This is a genomic window from Bacillus sp. AFS040349, from assembly GCF_002577655.1.
Taxonomy (GTDB): domain Bacteria; phylum Bacillota; class Bacilli; order Bacillales; family Bacillaceae; genus Metabacillus.
This window is the reverse complement of sequence record NZ_NUMC01000105.1, coordinates 1-15032: the sequence shown is the minus strand read 5'-3', so window position 1 is coordinate 15032 and position 15032 is coordinate 1. Positions and strand designations below refer to the sequence as shown.

At 36.8% G+C, this 15032-nt stretch carries 15 protein-coding genes and 1 riboswitch; of the genes, 12 read left to right on the top strand and 3 right to left on the bottom strand.

All coding sequences use genetic code 11. The features are described from left to right. Positions 1-35: 35 nt before the first annotated feature. Positions 36-839 carry an NAD kinase gene (locus tag COD11_RS20265; protein WP_098798684.1) on the top strand — a complete coding sequence of 268 codons (804 nt, stop codon included), beginning with the start codon at positions 36-38 and terminating at the stop codon, positions 837-839. After that, the gene (locus COD11_RS20260; RefSeq protein ID WP_098798683.1) at positions 839-1750 is read left to right on the top strand and encodes an RluA family pseudouridine synthase; all 912 of its coding nucleotides are present in this window, start codon (positions 839-841) and stop codon (positions 1748-1750) included. Before COD11_RS20265 ends, COD11_RS20260 begins: the two co-directional genes overlap by 1 nt. A 359-nt stretch (positions 1751-2109) precedes the next feature. Here the strand turns inward: COD11_RS20260 and COD11_RS20255 are convergent, their stop codons facing one another. From COD11_RS20255 to COD11_RS20245, 3 genes are all read right to left on the bottom strand, one after another. Then, complete coding sequence (locus COD11_RS20255; RefSeq protein WP_098798682.1) at positions 2110-2601, bottom strand: CBO0543 family protein; 492 nt, start codon at positions 2599-2601, stop codon at positions 2110-2112. A 251-nt stretch (positions 2602-2852) separates the two neighbouring features. Further along, on the bottom strand, positions 2853-3587 hold the full coding sequence (prpE, locus tag COD11_RS20250; RefSeq protein ID WP_098798681.1) for a bis(5'-nucleosyl)-tetraphosphatase PrpE: 735 nt from the start codon (positions 3585-3587) through the stop codon (positions 2853-2855). A gap of 62 nt (positions 3588-3649) precedes the next feature. Continuing rightward, entirely contained in the window at positions 3650-4825 is a 1176-nt protein-coding gene (locus COD11_RS20245) for an FtsW/RodA/SpoVE family cell cycle protein (protein WP_098798680.1), read from the bottom strand. A gap of 360 nt (positions 4826-5185) precedes the next feature. Between COD11_RS20245 and mgtE the strand changes: the two genes are divergently transcribed. The 10 genes from mgtE (at position 5186) to fabI (ending at position 14995) form a co-directional block, all read left to right on the top strand. After that, positions 5186-6553, top strand: a complete 1368-nt coding sequence (mgtE, locus tag COD11_RS20240; protein WP_098798679.1) for a magnesium transporter — start codon at positions 5186-5188, stop codon at positions 6551-6553. A gap of 128 nt (positions 6554-6681) precedes the next feature. Further along, positions 6682-8529 (top strand): monovalent cation:proton antiporter family protein, encoded by a 1848-nt coding sequence (locus COD11_RS20235; protein WP_098798678.1) that lies wholly within the window; start codon positions 6682-6684, stop codon positions 8527-8529. Positions 8530-8620: 91 nt separating this feature from the next. Next, positions 8621-8729: riboswitch (TPP riboswitch) on the top strand. A gap of 88 nt (positions 8730-8817) precedes the next feature. Then, entirely contained in the window at positions 8818-9426 is a 609-nt protein-coding gene (locus COD11_RS20230) for a thiamine phosphate synthase (protein WP_098798718.1), read from the top strand. Continuing rightward, positions 9410-10528, top strand: a complete 1119-nt coding sequence (gene thiO, locus COD11_RS20225) for a glycine oxidase ThiO (protein ID WP_098798677.1) — start codon at positions 9410-9412, stop codon at positions 10526-10528. Before COD11_RS20230 ends, thiO begins: the two co-directional genes overlap by 17 nt. A gap of 4 nt (positions 10529-10532) precedes the next feature. Continuing rightward, on the top strand, positions 10533-10736 hold the full coding sequence (gene thiS, locus COD11_RS20220; RefSeq protein ID WP_098798676.1) for a sulfur carrier protein ThiS: 204 nt from the start codon (positions 10533-10535) through the stop codon (positions 10734-10736). A gap of 4 nt (positions 10737-10740) precedes the next feature. Next, positions 10741-11508, top strand: coding sequence for a thiazole synthase (locus COD11_RS20215; protein WP_098798675.1), 768 nt, complete (start codon positions 10741-10743; stop codon positions 11506-11508). Beyond that, a complete protein-coding gene (locus COD11_RS20210) occupies positions 11508-12524 on the top strand; it encodes a thiazole biosynthesis adenylyltransferase ThiF (RefSeq protein ID WP_098798674.1) in 1017 nt (338 codons plus the stop codon). Before COD11_RS20215 ends, COD11_RS20210 begins: the two co-directional genes overlap by 1 nt. A 15-nt stretch (positions 12525-12539) precedes the next feature. Next, positions 12540-13352, top strand: coding sequence for a bifunctional hydroxymethylpyrimidine kinase/phosphomethylpyrimidine kinase (gene thiD / locus COD11_RS20205; RefSeq protein ID WP_098798673.1), 813 nt, complete (start codon positions 12540-12542; stop codon positions 13350-13352). A 130-nt stretch (positions 13353-13482) separates the two neighbouring features. Continuing rightward, on the top strand, positions 13483-14121 hold the full coding sequence (thiE, locus tag COD11_RS20200; RefSeq protein WP_098798672.1) for a thiamine phosphate synthase: 639 nt from the start codon (positions 13483-13485) through the stop codon (positions 14119-14121). A 103-nt stretch (positions 14122-14224) separates the two neighbouring features. Beyond that, complete coding sequence (fabI, locus tag COD11_RS20195; protein ID WP_098798671.1) at positions 14225-14995, top strand: enoyl-ACP reductase FabI; 771 nt, start codon at positions 14225-14227, stop codon at positions 14993-14995. The last annotated feature ends 37 nt before the right edge of the window (positions 14996-15032 follow it).

Sequence of the window (15032 nt, the reverse complement as noted above, 5' to 3'; positions counted from 1 at the left end):
AGATTTTAAATTTAAACGATAAAGGGGTAATTTTTATGAAATTTGCCATATCATCCAAGGGAGATCCGGTTTCTAATTCAATCATGCAAAAAATGAAAACCTACTTATTGGATTTTCAACTGGATTACGATGAAGATCAGCCGGATATTGTTATTTCTGTAGGTGGTGATGGTACCCTTTTATACGCCTTTCATCGCTATCGAAGCAGATTAGACAAAACTGCCTTTATTGGGGTGCATACAGGGCATCTTGGGTTTTATGCTGATTGGGTTCCAGAAGAAATTGAAAAGCTTGTGATTGCTATTGCTAAAACTCCGTATCAAATTGTTGAATACCCGATTTTAGAGGTGATTATTCGTCATAATGACGGGGGAAGAGAGGCTAGGTATCTAGCGCTAAATGAATGTACAGTGAAAAGTATTGAAGGAACACTTGTCATGAACGTTGAGATTAAAGGGCAAATGTTTGAAACATTCCGTGGTGATGGCTTATGCATTTCTACACCATCAGGCAGTACAGCCTACAATAAAGCATTAGGTGGGGCAATTTTACATCCTTCTTTACGTGCCATTCAGTTGGCGGAAATGGCTTCTATCAACAATCGTGTTTTCCGTACAATCGGATCGCCGTTAATTTTGCCTGAACATCATACATGTATGCTGAAACCTGTTAATGATGTTGACTTTCAGATTACAATCGATCATCTTACTCTGTTACATAAAGATGTGAAATCAATTCAATGTCGTGTGGCAAATGAAAACGTACGTTTTGCCCGCTTTAAGCCATTTCCTTTCTGGAAAAGAGTTCGTGATTCTTTTGTTGGAGATACAGATCGTTAATGGAGTCAACATTTCAATTAGAGTGGAAAATAACATCAAAAGATGATGGGAAGCTCGTTTTAGATTTTGTGAAAGAGAAAAAAATATCAAAGCGAGCTTTAACGGATATAAAATTTCATGGCGGAGAGATCCTCGTGAATGATCGTCATGTTACAGTTCGATATCAGTTAAAAAAAGATGATTTTTTAACCGTGATTTTTCCAAAGGAAGAAAAGGGGTCAGGACTTGTGGCAGATCAAGTTCCCTTTAGCATCGCATATGAAGATTCGCATTGTTTGGTTATTAATAAACCTCCTTTTGTACCATCAATTCCATCGAGAGATCATGTAAGGGGAACATTAGCAAATGGGTTAATTCATTATTATGAGGAGCATCATATTCCTTCCACCATTCATATCGTAAATCGTTTGGATAAGGATACCTCTGGGTTGATGTTAATTGCGAAGCATCGTTTTGCTCATTCGTTGTTTTCAGATATGCAAAGAAGTAAAAGTATTCATCGTTCGTATGAAGCTTTTGTGCATGGGGTGATGGAGGAGCAAAAAGGAACGATATCAAGTCCTATTGGACGAAAAAAAGACAGTATTATTGAGAGAGAGGTATGTGACGATGGCCAGAGTGCTGTCACACATTTTCAAGTGCTTCGCTCCTACAAAGATAGAACACATGTAAAGTTAGTGTTAGAAACGGGGAGAACTCATCAAATTCGGGTTCACCTTTCATCAATAGGACATCCCTTATGTGGAGACACGTTATACGGTGGAAATCAACTAGATATTAATAGGCAAGCCTTACATAGCTCAGAGCTATCATTTTGGCATCCCTTGTTAGAAAAAGATCTTTGTTTTCAAGCGAAACTTCCGGAAGATATGGAGAAATTAGCGAAAAGGATTCATCTTAAGCGTAAGTAGGTCCGTTTTTCGGTTGAAAGAAGCATAAAATAGTTAACAGACCAAATCGCGTAGATTTGGTCTGTAGTCGTTTTTACCTATATAACAACGATATAAGATATACACACTCGAATTTGCATACACAAAATCACAACCGATATAACGCGACAATAGCTGTTGTCACTTGCTAATAGCTTTGCCATTTGCAACGTTGAATTTTTATTGTATCAGTTTTGTCATTGTGATTTTATGTTAAATTAATTTTAGAGCTTATGAAGGAATGTTCTTGAACTAACGGCAGGTTAGTGAAAGAAGGGGAATAGGTTGTCCTTGTCCATGTTTGAAAAAACAAAGGAGAAAATAAAGTGGTTCTCTATTTATTAAACAGAAATCTTCCCTTTGTTTATTATTCTAATAATTGCAATGATACTTCTGCAGAGTAACAGTTTTAATATCATGCTTAGAAATGAGTGATACCAACTCCACCCTTTTTTCCATCTTATTAATTTTGTTTTTCTTTCGGCTAAAGTTTCTAAGATGATTTGAGGGGTTATTAATATGATTGCTTTTAAAAAAATACCAATTGGTCTGCTGTTAAGTGTCCATTGGTTGTAGTAAAGTAACAACAAGGGATAATGAATATAGTCAAAAGGTAAATGGATTTTAACATTTTTAAAAAGCTTATTTTTGTATTTTATATACCCTTTTGATACCAAATAACTATCAGCAAAGTAATTACCTATAATGCTTACTAGATAAACAATTACCCAATCTTTAAATGAACGTTTTACGATGGCAAAGGGTAATAGAACTAACCCAATTATAGTGCTGTTGTTTAATAGATAGTATGGGATATTCCTTTCTTTACTCAATGTTTACACCTCCATTTATCATCTTTCCCTTTTTCAAATCGTTTATGATATGTTTTAGTTGAACAAGACGATATCAAAAACAGAACGCTTGGGTATTACACCCAAGCGTTTTACATATGTTATTTGTCATGCTATATGATCATTCAACTGATATTTTAGGTTTTATCAACAGTATCGGATTACTTCCCTTAATTGATGAAGCTTTTTTTCTATAAAAAATAGGTATTAAAATTTTGTGCCATTCATCCGTTTTACTTTTCCCGAAACCGTGACTCATCATAAGGAAGGCTTGATTCAACAGAGATCACTTCATCTTCCGGGTAACGATATGCTGTAAGCTTGTTACCAAACACCGCTCCAGTATCAATATTAATCGTTCGATTGGCTCGTTTAGGCTCTTTAATAGGAGTATGACCATAAACAATCATTGCCTTTCCTTGATAATGTTGAGCCCAATCACGACGTTCAGGTGTTCCATCAGGGTTCTTTTTACCAGTAATATCTCCATATAAAACAAAGGTTTTAACGGCATTTGAATTTTTTCCGATATAATCTTCCCTAATTCCAGCGTGAGCAACAATTAGCTTCCCGTTATCAAGAATTTGATAAAGAGGTGCTGCTTCATATAGAAACTTAAACTGATTTTTCACTTCAGCTTTCTTTTTAGGTGGTAATTCCTCGTATTCTGCTACTGTTGTTTCAAGACCGTGAGTAATTTGAACTTTGTTTCCAAGAAAGTAACGGTACAGCTTATTGCAGTGATTGCCAGGAGAATAATGTGCGCCTTCTTTTTGAACAAGCTGGTAGACAACCTCAATTACTTTTATAGATTCAGGCCCGCGATCGGTCAAATCCCCAACAAATGCAAGCTTTCTATCATTAGGATGAATGGGAATTCCAGTTGTCCAGTTATAGCCCATTTTTTTTGTTAGCTCCTCAAATTCACGAAAACATCCATGTATATCGCCAATAACATCAATTTTCATATGTATCGCCTCTTTGTCAAAGTGTAAAAAAAAGTACCCTATTTATAAGGGTACCACTTCGATTAGTCAAACATGTATTTTCTTGTTCGTGAACGGACATTTAGAACAATTCCGATAGCAACCATATAAGTGGCAAGAGAGCTTCCACCATAGCTAACAAATGGCAATGGCAGACCTGTAATTGGGAGTAGCCCAATCGTCATGCCTACATTTTGGAAAACCTGAAATGTAATCATACCAATAACACCTGTGCATAAGAAGCTGCCAAACGGATCATTGCTTTCTAGAGAGATATGAATCATGCGATAAATAAGTAAGAAAAACAATGAAACAACAATACTACCGCCAATAAATCCAAATTGCTCTGAAATAATCGCAAAGATAAAGTCGGTATGTGCCTCAGGTAAATAAACTTCTAGATTTTGATAGCCTTTTCCACGTAATTCACCCGATCCAATAGCTAGCAAAGATTTAACAAGCTGAAATCCTTGCTCACCAGAATATTCCCAAGGATTAAGCCATCCGTAAAATCGATCTAGCTGATATTCTTCTCCGCGTAAAATATATTTTAAGAAAAAATCAGGATATTTAATAAAGATGAAAATAAACGTTCCGGCTCCGATTAAAAAAGTAGAGGCTGCTGTAACAATAATTCGCCATTGAATTCCTGAGATTAGAATAAGCGATCCGATTATCGCACAAAAGACCATTGTCATTCCCATATCCGGCTGTCTTATTAAAAGAAGGACAGGCGGAGCTGCAGCTGCAGCAATTTTTCCAATTAAGAGAAAATCATCTGCTAATGTATTTTTAGGGTATTTTTCACGATGATCTGTAATAATCTTACTCAAGACAATGATAATAATAATTTTCATTAATTCCGAAGGCTGAAAATTTCCTAATGGACCAATTCTATACCAGCTTGTTGCTCCTTTAATTGTTTGAACAATACCTTGTGGTAAAACTTCTAGACCTAGTAAAAGGAGTAAACCAAAGCCGTATAAATACCAGGCTAGCTGCTTAAATCGGTCATAATCAATCAGCATAGTAACGACAACAGCAAATGCTCCGATAATATACCATTGAATTTGTTTCATTGAAAAATTTATACCCTTTAGTGTTTCTGGAAGGGTGGATTCAGCACTGTTTATCGCAAATGAACTCACGATAGCTAATAAAAACATGATAAAAATTAATGTGTAATCTATTTGTTGTTGTGGGGATTTTTCGTTTGTCATAGTCGATCCCTTTCTAAATCGTTAAACTTGAAATTTTCTATATAGTCATTGTATCATTAACCATCTTAATGGATTGTGAACGATTTGCAAAGGATCCATTTCATAATGGCTGTATTCTTAGGGTGAATTTTAGATGATAGTTAACTTCTGGTCCAGAATATAAAACAATTGATGGAAGAAAACTCTCTAAAAGGAAATGTTTTATTTTTGTAAATAATGTTCATCTTATTGCTTCAATAAATGCATATAGAATATTATAGTTATTATAATATGAATCGCAATATGTAGAAATACTCAAGTATTTGTCGGAAATTCGTTTGTTTTCCTTAATATATTTGGCAAAGAGAGGAGGAACAGACTTTGTCAGAAGAAAGAGAACAAGTTGAGCTTGAAGAAGGAACGCTGCTTACAGCACTTACTCAGAAAAATATGGATGATTTTCGTTCCGTGTTTTTAGAGCAGCATCCTTACGACCAGGCCAGCTTTTTTATTAAGCTTGACCCAGAAGATCGCCAGACTGTTTATCATTTTCTTTCTCCAGAAGAAATGGCAGCGGTCTTTGAAAATATTGAAGATGAAGATGGTCTGTATCAAACTTACTTATCAGAAATGGATCCAACGTTTGCTGCACAAATGCTTGCACAGATGTATGCAGATGATGCTGTTGACGTTTTAAATGAGCTTGATAAAGATCAGGTAGCAAGCTATTTAACGATTATGGATGATGAAGCAGCTGAAGAAATTCGAGAATTGCTTCATTATGAAGAATATACAGCTGGAAGTATCATGACAACGGAGTATATCTCCATTCACGCTCATCAAACGGTGCACTCTGCCATGCAAATACTAAAGAAAGAAGCTCCTAATGCTGAAACGATTTATTATGTATTCGTTGTTGGTGAAGATGAGAAGCTTGCTGGTGTTATTTCGTTAAGAGATTTAATTATTAGTGAGCCTGACACGATGATTTCAGATATTATGAATGAACGTGTTTACTCGGTAAGTGTTGCGGAAGATCAAGAAGAAGTTGCAAGAAAAATGAAAGACTATAACTTCCTTGCACTCCCAGTCGTTGATTTTCAAGGACATCTGCTAGGAATTATCACTGTTGATGATATCGTCGATGTTATTGATGAAGAAGCAAGTGATGACTATTCAAAGCTTGCTGCGGTATCTGACGTTGACTCCACTGATAGAGGACCGTTTTCTGCTGCCAAAAAAAGATTGCCATGGTTAATTATATTATTATTTCTTGGAATGTTTACAGCAAGTTTAATTGGTCGATTTGAAGCAACATTAGAGAAAGTTGCTATTTTAGCCGTGTTTATCCCTTTAATTGCCGGTATGGCAGGAAACACAGGAACACAGGCTTTAGCCGTTGCTGTTAGAAGAATTTCACTTGGTGATACTGAAGATCAAAATCTTAGTAAGATGATCGTTCGGGAGGCAGGTACAGGTTTAATAACAGGGGCCATTTGTGGTGCGGTTGTGACTGTTGTTGTTTTTGTATGGCAAGGGGATCTATTTTTAGGTGCACTAGTAGGTATCTCAATTTTGGCTACACTAACTGTAGCGACGATTTCTGGTGCCTTTATTCCATTAATTATGCATAAATTGAAGGTGGATCCGGCTGTTGCATCTGGTCCTTTTATTACAACTATAAATGATATTATTAGTATTTTAATTTATTTTGGTATGGCGACATTGTTTATGCAATATTTAATTTAACTAGTTTCCAGCTTTAGAGCATATTGTTACAAGTTATGTTCTAGGTTGTATATGATAGAAGGTATACATTCTTCGCTGGAATTACTAACTTTTATATGTTCATGAATTTAAGATAAAGGAGGGATACGATGCATGGAGCATCTGTAACTTCATTAGTTATTGTTATTCTCGCAGCATTTCTAACCCCTATTTTGCTACATCGACTAAAGCTAAACTTTATGCCAGTCGTCGTAGCCGAAATTATCGTTGGGTTAATTATTGGAAAAAGTGGTTTTGATGTTGTCCACCAGGATATGTGGCTTGAGACATTATCAATGCTTGGATTTATTTTCTTGATGTTCCTTAGTGGTCTTGAAATAGACTTTACAGCTTTTGCAGGAGGAAAGAAAAAGGAAAAGCTTCCTTCGGGTAAGGGTGCACCTAATGCGTTTTTCGTATCACTCATCATATTTGTAGGGATCTTTGCTCTATCCTTATTATTATCCTACATCTTTGTATGGATTGGGTTAATGGATAACGCGTTTTTAATGACCTTAATTATTTCGACTATTTCTCTAGGGGTAGTAGTTCCTACATTAAAAGATGCAGGAATTATGAAATCAAATATTGGTCAAATTATTTTACTTGTGGCTGTTATAGCTGACTTAGTCACAATGGTGCTTCTTGCTGTTTTTGCTTCCATTTATGGTGGTGGAGACAACAATACCTGGTTGTTATTAGTTCTATTTGGAGCAGGTGTTGGGCTCTATTTCTTAGGAAAAACATTTATGAATCGTTCATTCATCGAAACAATGTCAAAAGGGACGATTCAAATTGGAACACGAGCTGTTTTTACCTTAATTATTTTATTAGTGGCCATTTCCGAAACAATTGGTGCCGAAAATATTTTAGGAGCTTTTTTAGCAGGTGTGCTAGTTTCGCTATTATCTCCTAACAAAGAAATGGTTCAAAAGCTTGATTCTTTCGGATATGGATTTCTTATTCCGATTTTCTTTGTAATGGTTGGAGTTGATTTAGATATTTGGGCATTGTTTAAAGACCCTAAAATCTTCCTGCTTATTCCATTATTATTTATCGCACTTCTGATTTCTAAGGTTTTGCCTGTTTATTATTTGAAAAGATGGTATGATGGCAAAACAACACTTGCAGCTGGTTTTCTCTTAACATCAACGCTTTCTCTAGTGATTGCTGCTGCTACGATTGGGGAAAGAATGGAGATTATCACAGCTGAAATGTCAGGTGCACTTATTTTAGTTGCTGTTATTACAAGTATAGTAACTCCGATTTTCTTTAAAAAGCTCTTCCCAAAAAGCGATGGCAAGCCAACAAAAATCAAGGTTGCCTTTATTGGTGCCAATCAAATGTCACTGCCTGTTACGAGAGAGCTAAACCAAGATCTTTATGAAACAACGGTTTATCATATTCAACAAGATAAAATTGATAAACAAATCTCTGAATCATTGTTTGAAATTAGAGAAATTGATAATTTTCAGGTTGAAACATTAAAAGAACAAAACGCATTTGATGTAGACTTAATCGTTGTGGCTACTGGTGATGAACAACGAAATGCCGATATAGCCTTATCTGCAAAAAATGAGCAAGTTGACCGAGTGATTGCCAGTGTGGCTTCACCTGATTTAGCAAGTCAATTAAAGGATGAAGGTATTGATATTTTCTCTACACTTCTTTCAACAAAAACGATGCTTCGTGCTTTAATTGAAGCGCCAAGTGTCATGAGAATCTTAACAAATCAGGAAACAACTCTATATCAAATTAACTTAAATAATGCAAAATACGATAACATCCTGCTACGAAACTTTCCGTTTACAGGAGACATTATTTTTGTCCGTATTTTCAGAGGCAAAGATTCGATTGTTCCACATGGAGATACAGACCTGAAATTAGGAGACCGTCTAATTGTGACGGGCTCTAGAGAATATGTAAATGAACTTAAACATGAGTTGGAATTGATATAATTTTTATCAATTAAAAAACATCAGGGTATCTTACTCTTGAAAGTTTCCAAACATTTGGTATGATAGAAATAAGTAAATACGAGAGAAACAAAACAACCGCTAGGGGAGCCTTAAATAGAGGCTGAGATTAAAGTGTGACTTTAAGACCCTTATAACCTGATCTGGATGATACCAGCGTAGGGAAGTGGCTACAGCATGGTTATTTGTGTATGTAAACCACTTTCCCTATTGGAAAGTGGTTTTTTGCGTCTTATAAAACTTTACTATCTAAGAATTAAGGTGAAAAAAGTGGAATTTCATGTCATTACAGATGGCAAGCAAACGGTAAATGAATTAACAGTGAAACTTACGATGCTCCATCAAGATGTGGATTATATTCATATCCGGGAAAAACAAAAAACGGCTTCAGACATCATGTTACTTGTGTCAAATTTGCTTCAGCGGGGTGTACCGAAGGAAAAACTTGTGATCAATGATCGACTTGATGTTGCTTTATTACATAATATCCCTAATGTTCATTTACCAGGACACGGCCTTCCTGTTGAAGTAGTAAGAGCTTTTGATTCACACGTAAGAATTGGAAGGTCCGTCCATTCGCTAGAAGAAGCTTTACGATGTGAGGAAGCGGGAGCTGATTACCTGTTATTTGGTCACATCTTTGAAACAAATTCAAAAGCAGCATTACCTCCAAGGGGTGTAGAACAATTAGCTGAAATTTGTGAGCACATTACCATTCCAGTTATTGCGATTGGAGGCATTACTCCTAATACAATTAAGTTGCTTAACAACGTAAGCGTTGATGGTGTTGCTGTTATGTCCTATGTTATGGGGACCAGTGATCCAATCGGAGCTTTAACCACTTTAAAAGAGGGGGGTTACCATGCAAAAACAATATGATGTAGGAATTGTTGGCGGTGGTATTATTGGACAGTCAATTGCTTATCAGCTTGCAAAAGAGGGAATCTCCGTTCTTGTATTAGATAGCCATAAAGGTGGTACAGGTGCTACATGTGCAGCTGCAGGCATGCTTGGTGCAAATTCTGAATTGGAAAACAATGATGCTTTTTTTCAGTTTGCGAAAGAAAGCCAAAGACACTATCACATTTTGCGTGATGAACTTTCAGAATTGTCACAGATAGATATTCAGCTAGTTGACAAAGGAATGTATAAGCTAGCAATGACAGAAAATGAAGCGAAAGTTTTGAAGAAAGCTGTTGATACCTACGAAACATTAGAATGGCACACGAAAGAAACAGTTTTACAAAATGAACCACATGTTTCTGATTCGATCGTAGGAGCGCTCTATATACCAGAAGATGGTCATGTTTCTCCTATACATGTATGTGCGGCATTTACGAAATCTGCTAGTTTACTAGGAGCAACCTTTAAAGAAAATACACCTGTTCATTCTATTAAGAAAACAGCTACGAATGAATACACGCTATCAACACCACAAGGAGATTATCTTTGTAGCAAAGTAGTCATAGCGAATGGAGTATGGAGTGGTCACTTTTTTAAACAATTAGGACTTGATGTCAGTATGAAGCCAGTTAAGGGTGAATGTCTTTCTGTTCAAGGAGACCACTTAGATCTGAAAAAGACTCTTTTCTATGATCATTGTTACATCGTTCCGAAGGGTAATGGAAGGTTTGTGGTAGGGGCCACAATGGTTGAGAATGATTGGAGTACAACTCCATCTCTTGGTGGAATTCAGTCTTTAATCGAAAAAATTACTCCGATGATGCCAAGTATTACTTCTGCTAAATTGATAGATACTTGGGCTGGATTAAGGCCGCAATCAGATGATGGAAAGCCTTATATTGGACAGCATCCTCTTGATGAGAACATCTACTTTGCAGCAGGACATTATCGAAATGGAATTTTGCTTGCCCCTAAAACAGGAACAATGATTAGAGATCTTATTTTAAAAAGAAAGCAAAACGAAGAGTATGTTCATGCTTTTTCTTTAACGAGAAAGCTTACTCAAACAGCGAGGTGATTTCATGAGTATTAAATTGAATGGTGAACTTGTTGATTTAAAGCAAGATGTTAAAACAATTCAACATCTACTGGCGTTTTACAAGCTAGAAGATCGACTTGTTATTGTCGAGCATAACCGCGAAATCGTTTTAAAAGATCAATACGAAAACACAACCATTTCAAATGGTGATGAAATTGAATTAGTTCATTTTGTAGGAGGAGGATGATGTTATGTTAAAAATTGCAGATAAAACATTTCAATCAAGATTATTATTAGGTACAGGAAAATACCCTTCATTTGAAGTTCAAAAGGAAGCAGTTGCACAATCAGAAGCTGAGATCTTAACGTTTGCGGTACGCCGTATGAATATTTTTGAAGAATCACAGCCTAACTTTTTAGAACAATTAGATGTTTCAAAATATACACTGCTACCAAATACAGCAGGAGCTAAAACAGCTGAAGAAGCAGTGAGAATTGCTAAGCTAGCAAAAGCATCAGGCTTATGTGACATGATTAAAGTTGAGGTTATTGGCTGTGATCGTTCATTACTACCTGACCCAGTTGAAACATTAAAAGCAAGTGAAATGCTTTTAGAAGAGGGCTTTATCGTTTTACCATACACATCAGATGATGTTGTGCTTGCTAGAAGATTAGAAGAGCTAGGTGTTCACGCTATTATGCCGGGAGCATCTCCAATTGGCTCTGGTCAGGGACTTTTAAATCCTCTTAATTTATCATTTATTATTGAGCAATCTAAAGTGCCTGTCATTATTGACGCAGGAATTGGTTCACCAGCGGATGCAGCATTAGCAATGGAGCTTGGTGCAGATGGAGTTCTATTAAACACAGCTGTTTCGGCTGCTAAAGATCCAGTGAAAATGGCGGTTGCGATGAAGCTAGCGATTGAAGCTGGAAGACTAGGGTATGAAGCTGGTAGAATAGCTAAAAAAGACTATGCTATTGCAAGTAGTCCAACAGAAGGAATGATTACGACTTAATGGAACGCTATTCAAGACAAATGCTATTTACTCCAATTGGAGAAAAGGGTCAAGATAATATACGAAAAAAACATGTATTGATTGTTGGAGCAGGTGCATTAGGAACGGCTAGTGCTGAAATGATTGCACGTGCGGGTATTGGAAAATTAACAATTGTTGACCGAGATTATGTTGAATGGAGCAATTTGCAAAGACAACAGCTTTATATAGAAGATGATGCGATAAATCGGATTCCTAAAGCTGTTGCAGCAAAGCAGCATCTTGAAAAAATAAATTCAGAGGTTGAGGTTATTTCATATGTAGAAGATGTAACATCTGCAAACATAGAGGAATTTGCCGAAGGTGTAGATGTAATCATTGATGCAACAGATAACTTTGAAACAAGATTATTGATTAATGATCTTTCAATAAAAAATAATATTCCGTGGGTTTACGGTGGGTGTGTTGGAAGCTATGGTTTATCTTTCACCATTATTCCTAACGAAACACCTTGTTTACATTGCTTACTAAAGCATATCCCATTTGATGGAATGACCTGTGACACAGTCGGGGTGATCTCACCAATTGTTAGTATGGTTGCTTCACATCAAGCAGCAGAAGCACTAAAAATACTCGTAGCTGATATGGAAAACTTGCGCGGTAAGCTTGTATCATTTGATTTATGGAAAAATCAATATTCTTCGATTAATATGGATCGATTGAAAAATGATGCATGCCCAACTTGTGGTAGTGATCCAGTCTTTCCTTACTTAACAGCTGAAATGGAAACAAAGGCAGCTGTGCTTTGCGGAAGAGATACTGTGCAAATTAGACCGAGTTCAGGTAAACAATTTTCTTTTGAGCAAATTGCCGAGCGTATAAAGCCGATCGCAGATGCTTTTTTAGAAAATCCATTTCTTATGTCATTTACGTTTGGTGAACACAGAATCGTTCTATTTAAGGACGGTCGTGCCCTGATTCACGGAACAAAAGATATTTCTGAAGCGAAGAAGATTTATCATCGCTACATAGGGTAGCAAGGAGGATATAAAATGACGGTATCTCGTGCTTTAACAATTGCGGGATCGGACTCTGGAGGAGGAGCAGGCATCCAAGCGGACTTAAAAACATTTCAAGAGCTTGGAGTATTTGGTATGACAGCAATCACTGCTGTTACAGCTCAAAATACACTTGGTGTCCAAGGAGTTTATCCTTTAACAATAGAAGCGTTAAAAACTCAAATTGATTCAGTTGCCGTAGATTTACAACCAAATGCTGTCAAAACTGGCATGCTTTTTAATGCTGAAATGATTCAGCTTGTTGCTGAGCGAATTCGTTATTATAATTGGGAAAATATCATTGTTGATCCTGTTATGATCGCAAAAGGCGGGCAATCATTATTACAAGAAGAAGCTGTAGAGGCTTTGATTACCTCCTTATTGCCGTTGGCTAAAGTGATTACCCCAAATATCCCTGAAGCGGAAGTGTTAACAGGTATGAAGATTGAAACGTTTGAGCAAAAAAAAGAGGCAGCTAAAAAGCTGTTTGATCTTGGTGCAACGTTCGTCATGATTAAAGGTGGTCATGATCCTAACGGTGAAGTGGTTATTGACCTGTTATATGATGGACAGAGTTTTGATACGTTCGAAGGTGTACGAAAAGAAACAAAACATACTCATGGTACCGGCTGTACATTTGCAGCTGCAATCACTGCTGAAATTAGTAAAGGGAAGAGTGTACGTGAAGCTGTGAAAACCGCAAAAGCCTTTATTCAAGCCGCAATTGAAGATCAATTAGGCATTGGTGGGGGACACGGTCCAACCAATCATTGGGCTTTCAAGAAAAACAACATAACAACCGTATAAATGAAGATTATGGACTGACTCACAGATGAGAAATGACAGGTAGCAACTGTTATAGCTCGAGTCAGTCCTTTTGGGTTTAATCGACAAAATTCGGGTGGTGCCAGGCACCACCAAAAAAGGAGCGCAAAAAATGAACGTATCTCAAGCGCTAAAAGTATATTTTGTAATGGGATCTGTGAATTGTCTTAACTTTGATCCGGAAAAAACATTGTCTGAGGCCATAAAGGGTGGCATTACGATGTTTCAATATAGAGAGAAGGGCGAAGGAGCTTTAGTAGGTGAAGGACAAGTTTATTTAGGAAAAAAATTAAAAATGCTATGTGAAAAGAATAGAATTCCATTTATTGTGAATGATGATATTGACTTAGCATTGGAACTTAATGCAGATGGAATTCATATTGGACAAGATGATAGTGATCCTTTCTACACAAGAAAAAGGATAGGATCAACCAAATGGATTGGAATTTCAACACATTCTGTTCAGGAGGCGAAAAAGGCAGTAGCTGAAGGAGCCGATTATATCGGAGTCGGCCCAATGTTCTCAACGAAAACAAAAAAAGATGCACATGATGTAGTAGGGCCATTCCTTATTACGCAAATAAGAGAAGCTGGCTTTATTCATTTGCCGATTGTAGGAATTGGTGGAATTACATTAGAAAATGCCAGTGAGGTTTACCATTCAGGTGCAAATGGGGTGGCAATCATCAGTGCGATCAGCCAGGCTATGTCACCAAAAGATGCCACACAAGCATTTTGTTCGATACAATAGAAAAAGTCTTAACAATGGAAATTATGAAATAGCGCTTTTGTGATATCAATGCTATAATTATAACCAGGTACTAATAACATGTATTAATTTAAGGAGGATGTACATGGATTTATCACTTAAAGGACGTAATATCGTCGTAATGGGAGTAGCAAATAAACGTAGTATTGCATGGGGAATTGCCCGTTCTTTACATAATGCTGGAGCAAGATTAATTTTTACATATGCTGGTGAACGTCTAGAGAAGTCAGTTCGTGACCTTGCTGAGTCTTTAGAAGGCGAATCCCTTGTAATACCTTGTGATATTACAAATGATGAAGAAATCAAAACATGTTTCTCAACAATTAAAGAGCAAGTTGGTGTGATTCACGGTATTGCTCATTGTATCGCATTTGCGAACAAAGAAGAGCTTCAAGGTGAGTATTTAAACACAACTCGTGAAGGTTTCTTACTATCGCAAAACATCAGCTCTTATTCATTAACAGCTGTGGCTAAAGAGGCAAGAGGTCTTCTAACAGAAGGCGGAAGCATTGTAACATTAACATACCTAGGTGGAGAAAGAGTCCTACCAAACTATAACGTGATGGGTGTGGCAAAAGCTTCCCTTGAAGCAAGTGTTAGATATTTAGCAAGCGACCTAGGAAAAGATGGGATTCGTGTTAACTCAATCTCAGCTGGACCAATACGTACACTTTCTGCCAAAGGAATCAGTGACTTCAACTCAATCTTAAAAGACATTGAAGAACGTTCACCACTTCGTCGTACAACAACACCAGAAGAAGTGGGAGATACAGCACTATTCTTATTCAGTGACTTATCAAGAGGAATGACTGGTGAAAACCTACATGTTGATTCCGGATATCATATTCTAGCTTAATTAAAAAGGGCGACTCAATTTAAAATGTACCCTTTGT

Bases quoted from the DNA above. Each gene is read 5' to 3' on its own strand.
- thiS (WP_098798676.1), top strand. From the start codon at position 10,533: ATGAGTATTAAATTGAATGGTGAACTTGTTGATTTAAAGCAAGATGTT.
- thiE (WP_098798672.1), top strand. From the start codon at position 13,483: ATGAACGTATCTCAAGCGCTAAAAGTATATTTTGTAATGGGATCTGTG.
- prpE (WP_098798681.1), bottom strand. From the start codon at position 3,587: ATGAAAATTGATGTTATTGGCGATATACATGGATGTTTTCGTGAATTT.
- COD11_RS20215 (WP_098798675.1), top strand. From the start codon at position 10,741: ATGTTAAAAATTGCAGATAAAACATTTCAATCAAGATTATTATTAGGT.
- COD11_RS20260 (WP_098798683.1), top strand. From the start codon at position 839: ATGGAGTCAACATTTCAATTAGAGTGGAAAATAACATCAAAAGATGAT.
- thiD (WP_098798673.1), top strand. From the start codon at position 12,540: ATGACGGTATCTCGTGCTTTAACAATTGCGGGATCGGACTCTGGAGGA.
- COD11_RS20245 (WP_098798680.1), bottom strand. From the start codon at position 4,825: ATGACAAACGAAAAATCCCCACAACAACAAATAGATTACACATTAATT.
- COD11_RS20265 (WP_098798684.1), top strand. From the start codon at position 36: ATGAAATTTGCCATATCATCCAAGGGAGATCCGGTTTCTAATTCAATC.
- COD11_RS20210 (WP_098798674.1), top strand. From the start codon at position 11,508: ATGGAACGCTATTCAAGACAAATGCTATTTACTCCAATTGGAGAAAAG.
- COD11_RS20235 (WP_098798678.1), top strand. From the start codon at position 6,682: ATGCATGGAGCATCTGTAACTTCATTAGTTATTGTTATTCTCGCAGCA.
- thiO (WP_098798677.1), top strand. From the start codon at position 9,410: ATGCAAAAACAATATGATGTAGGAATTGTTGGCGGTGGTATTATTGGA.
- fabI (WP_098798671.1), top strand. From the start codon at position 14,225: ATGGATTTATCACTTAAAGGACGTAATATCGTCGTAATGGGAGTAGCA.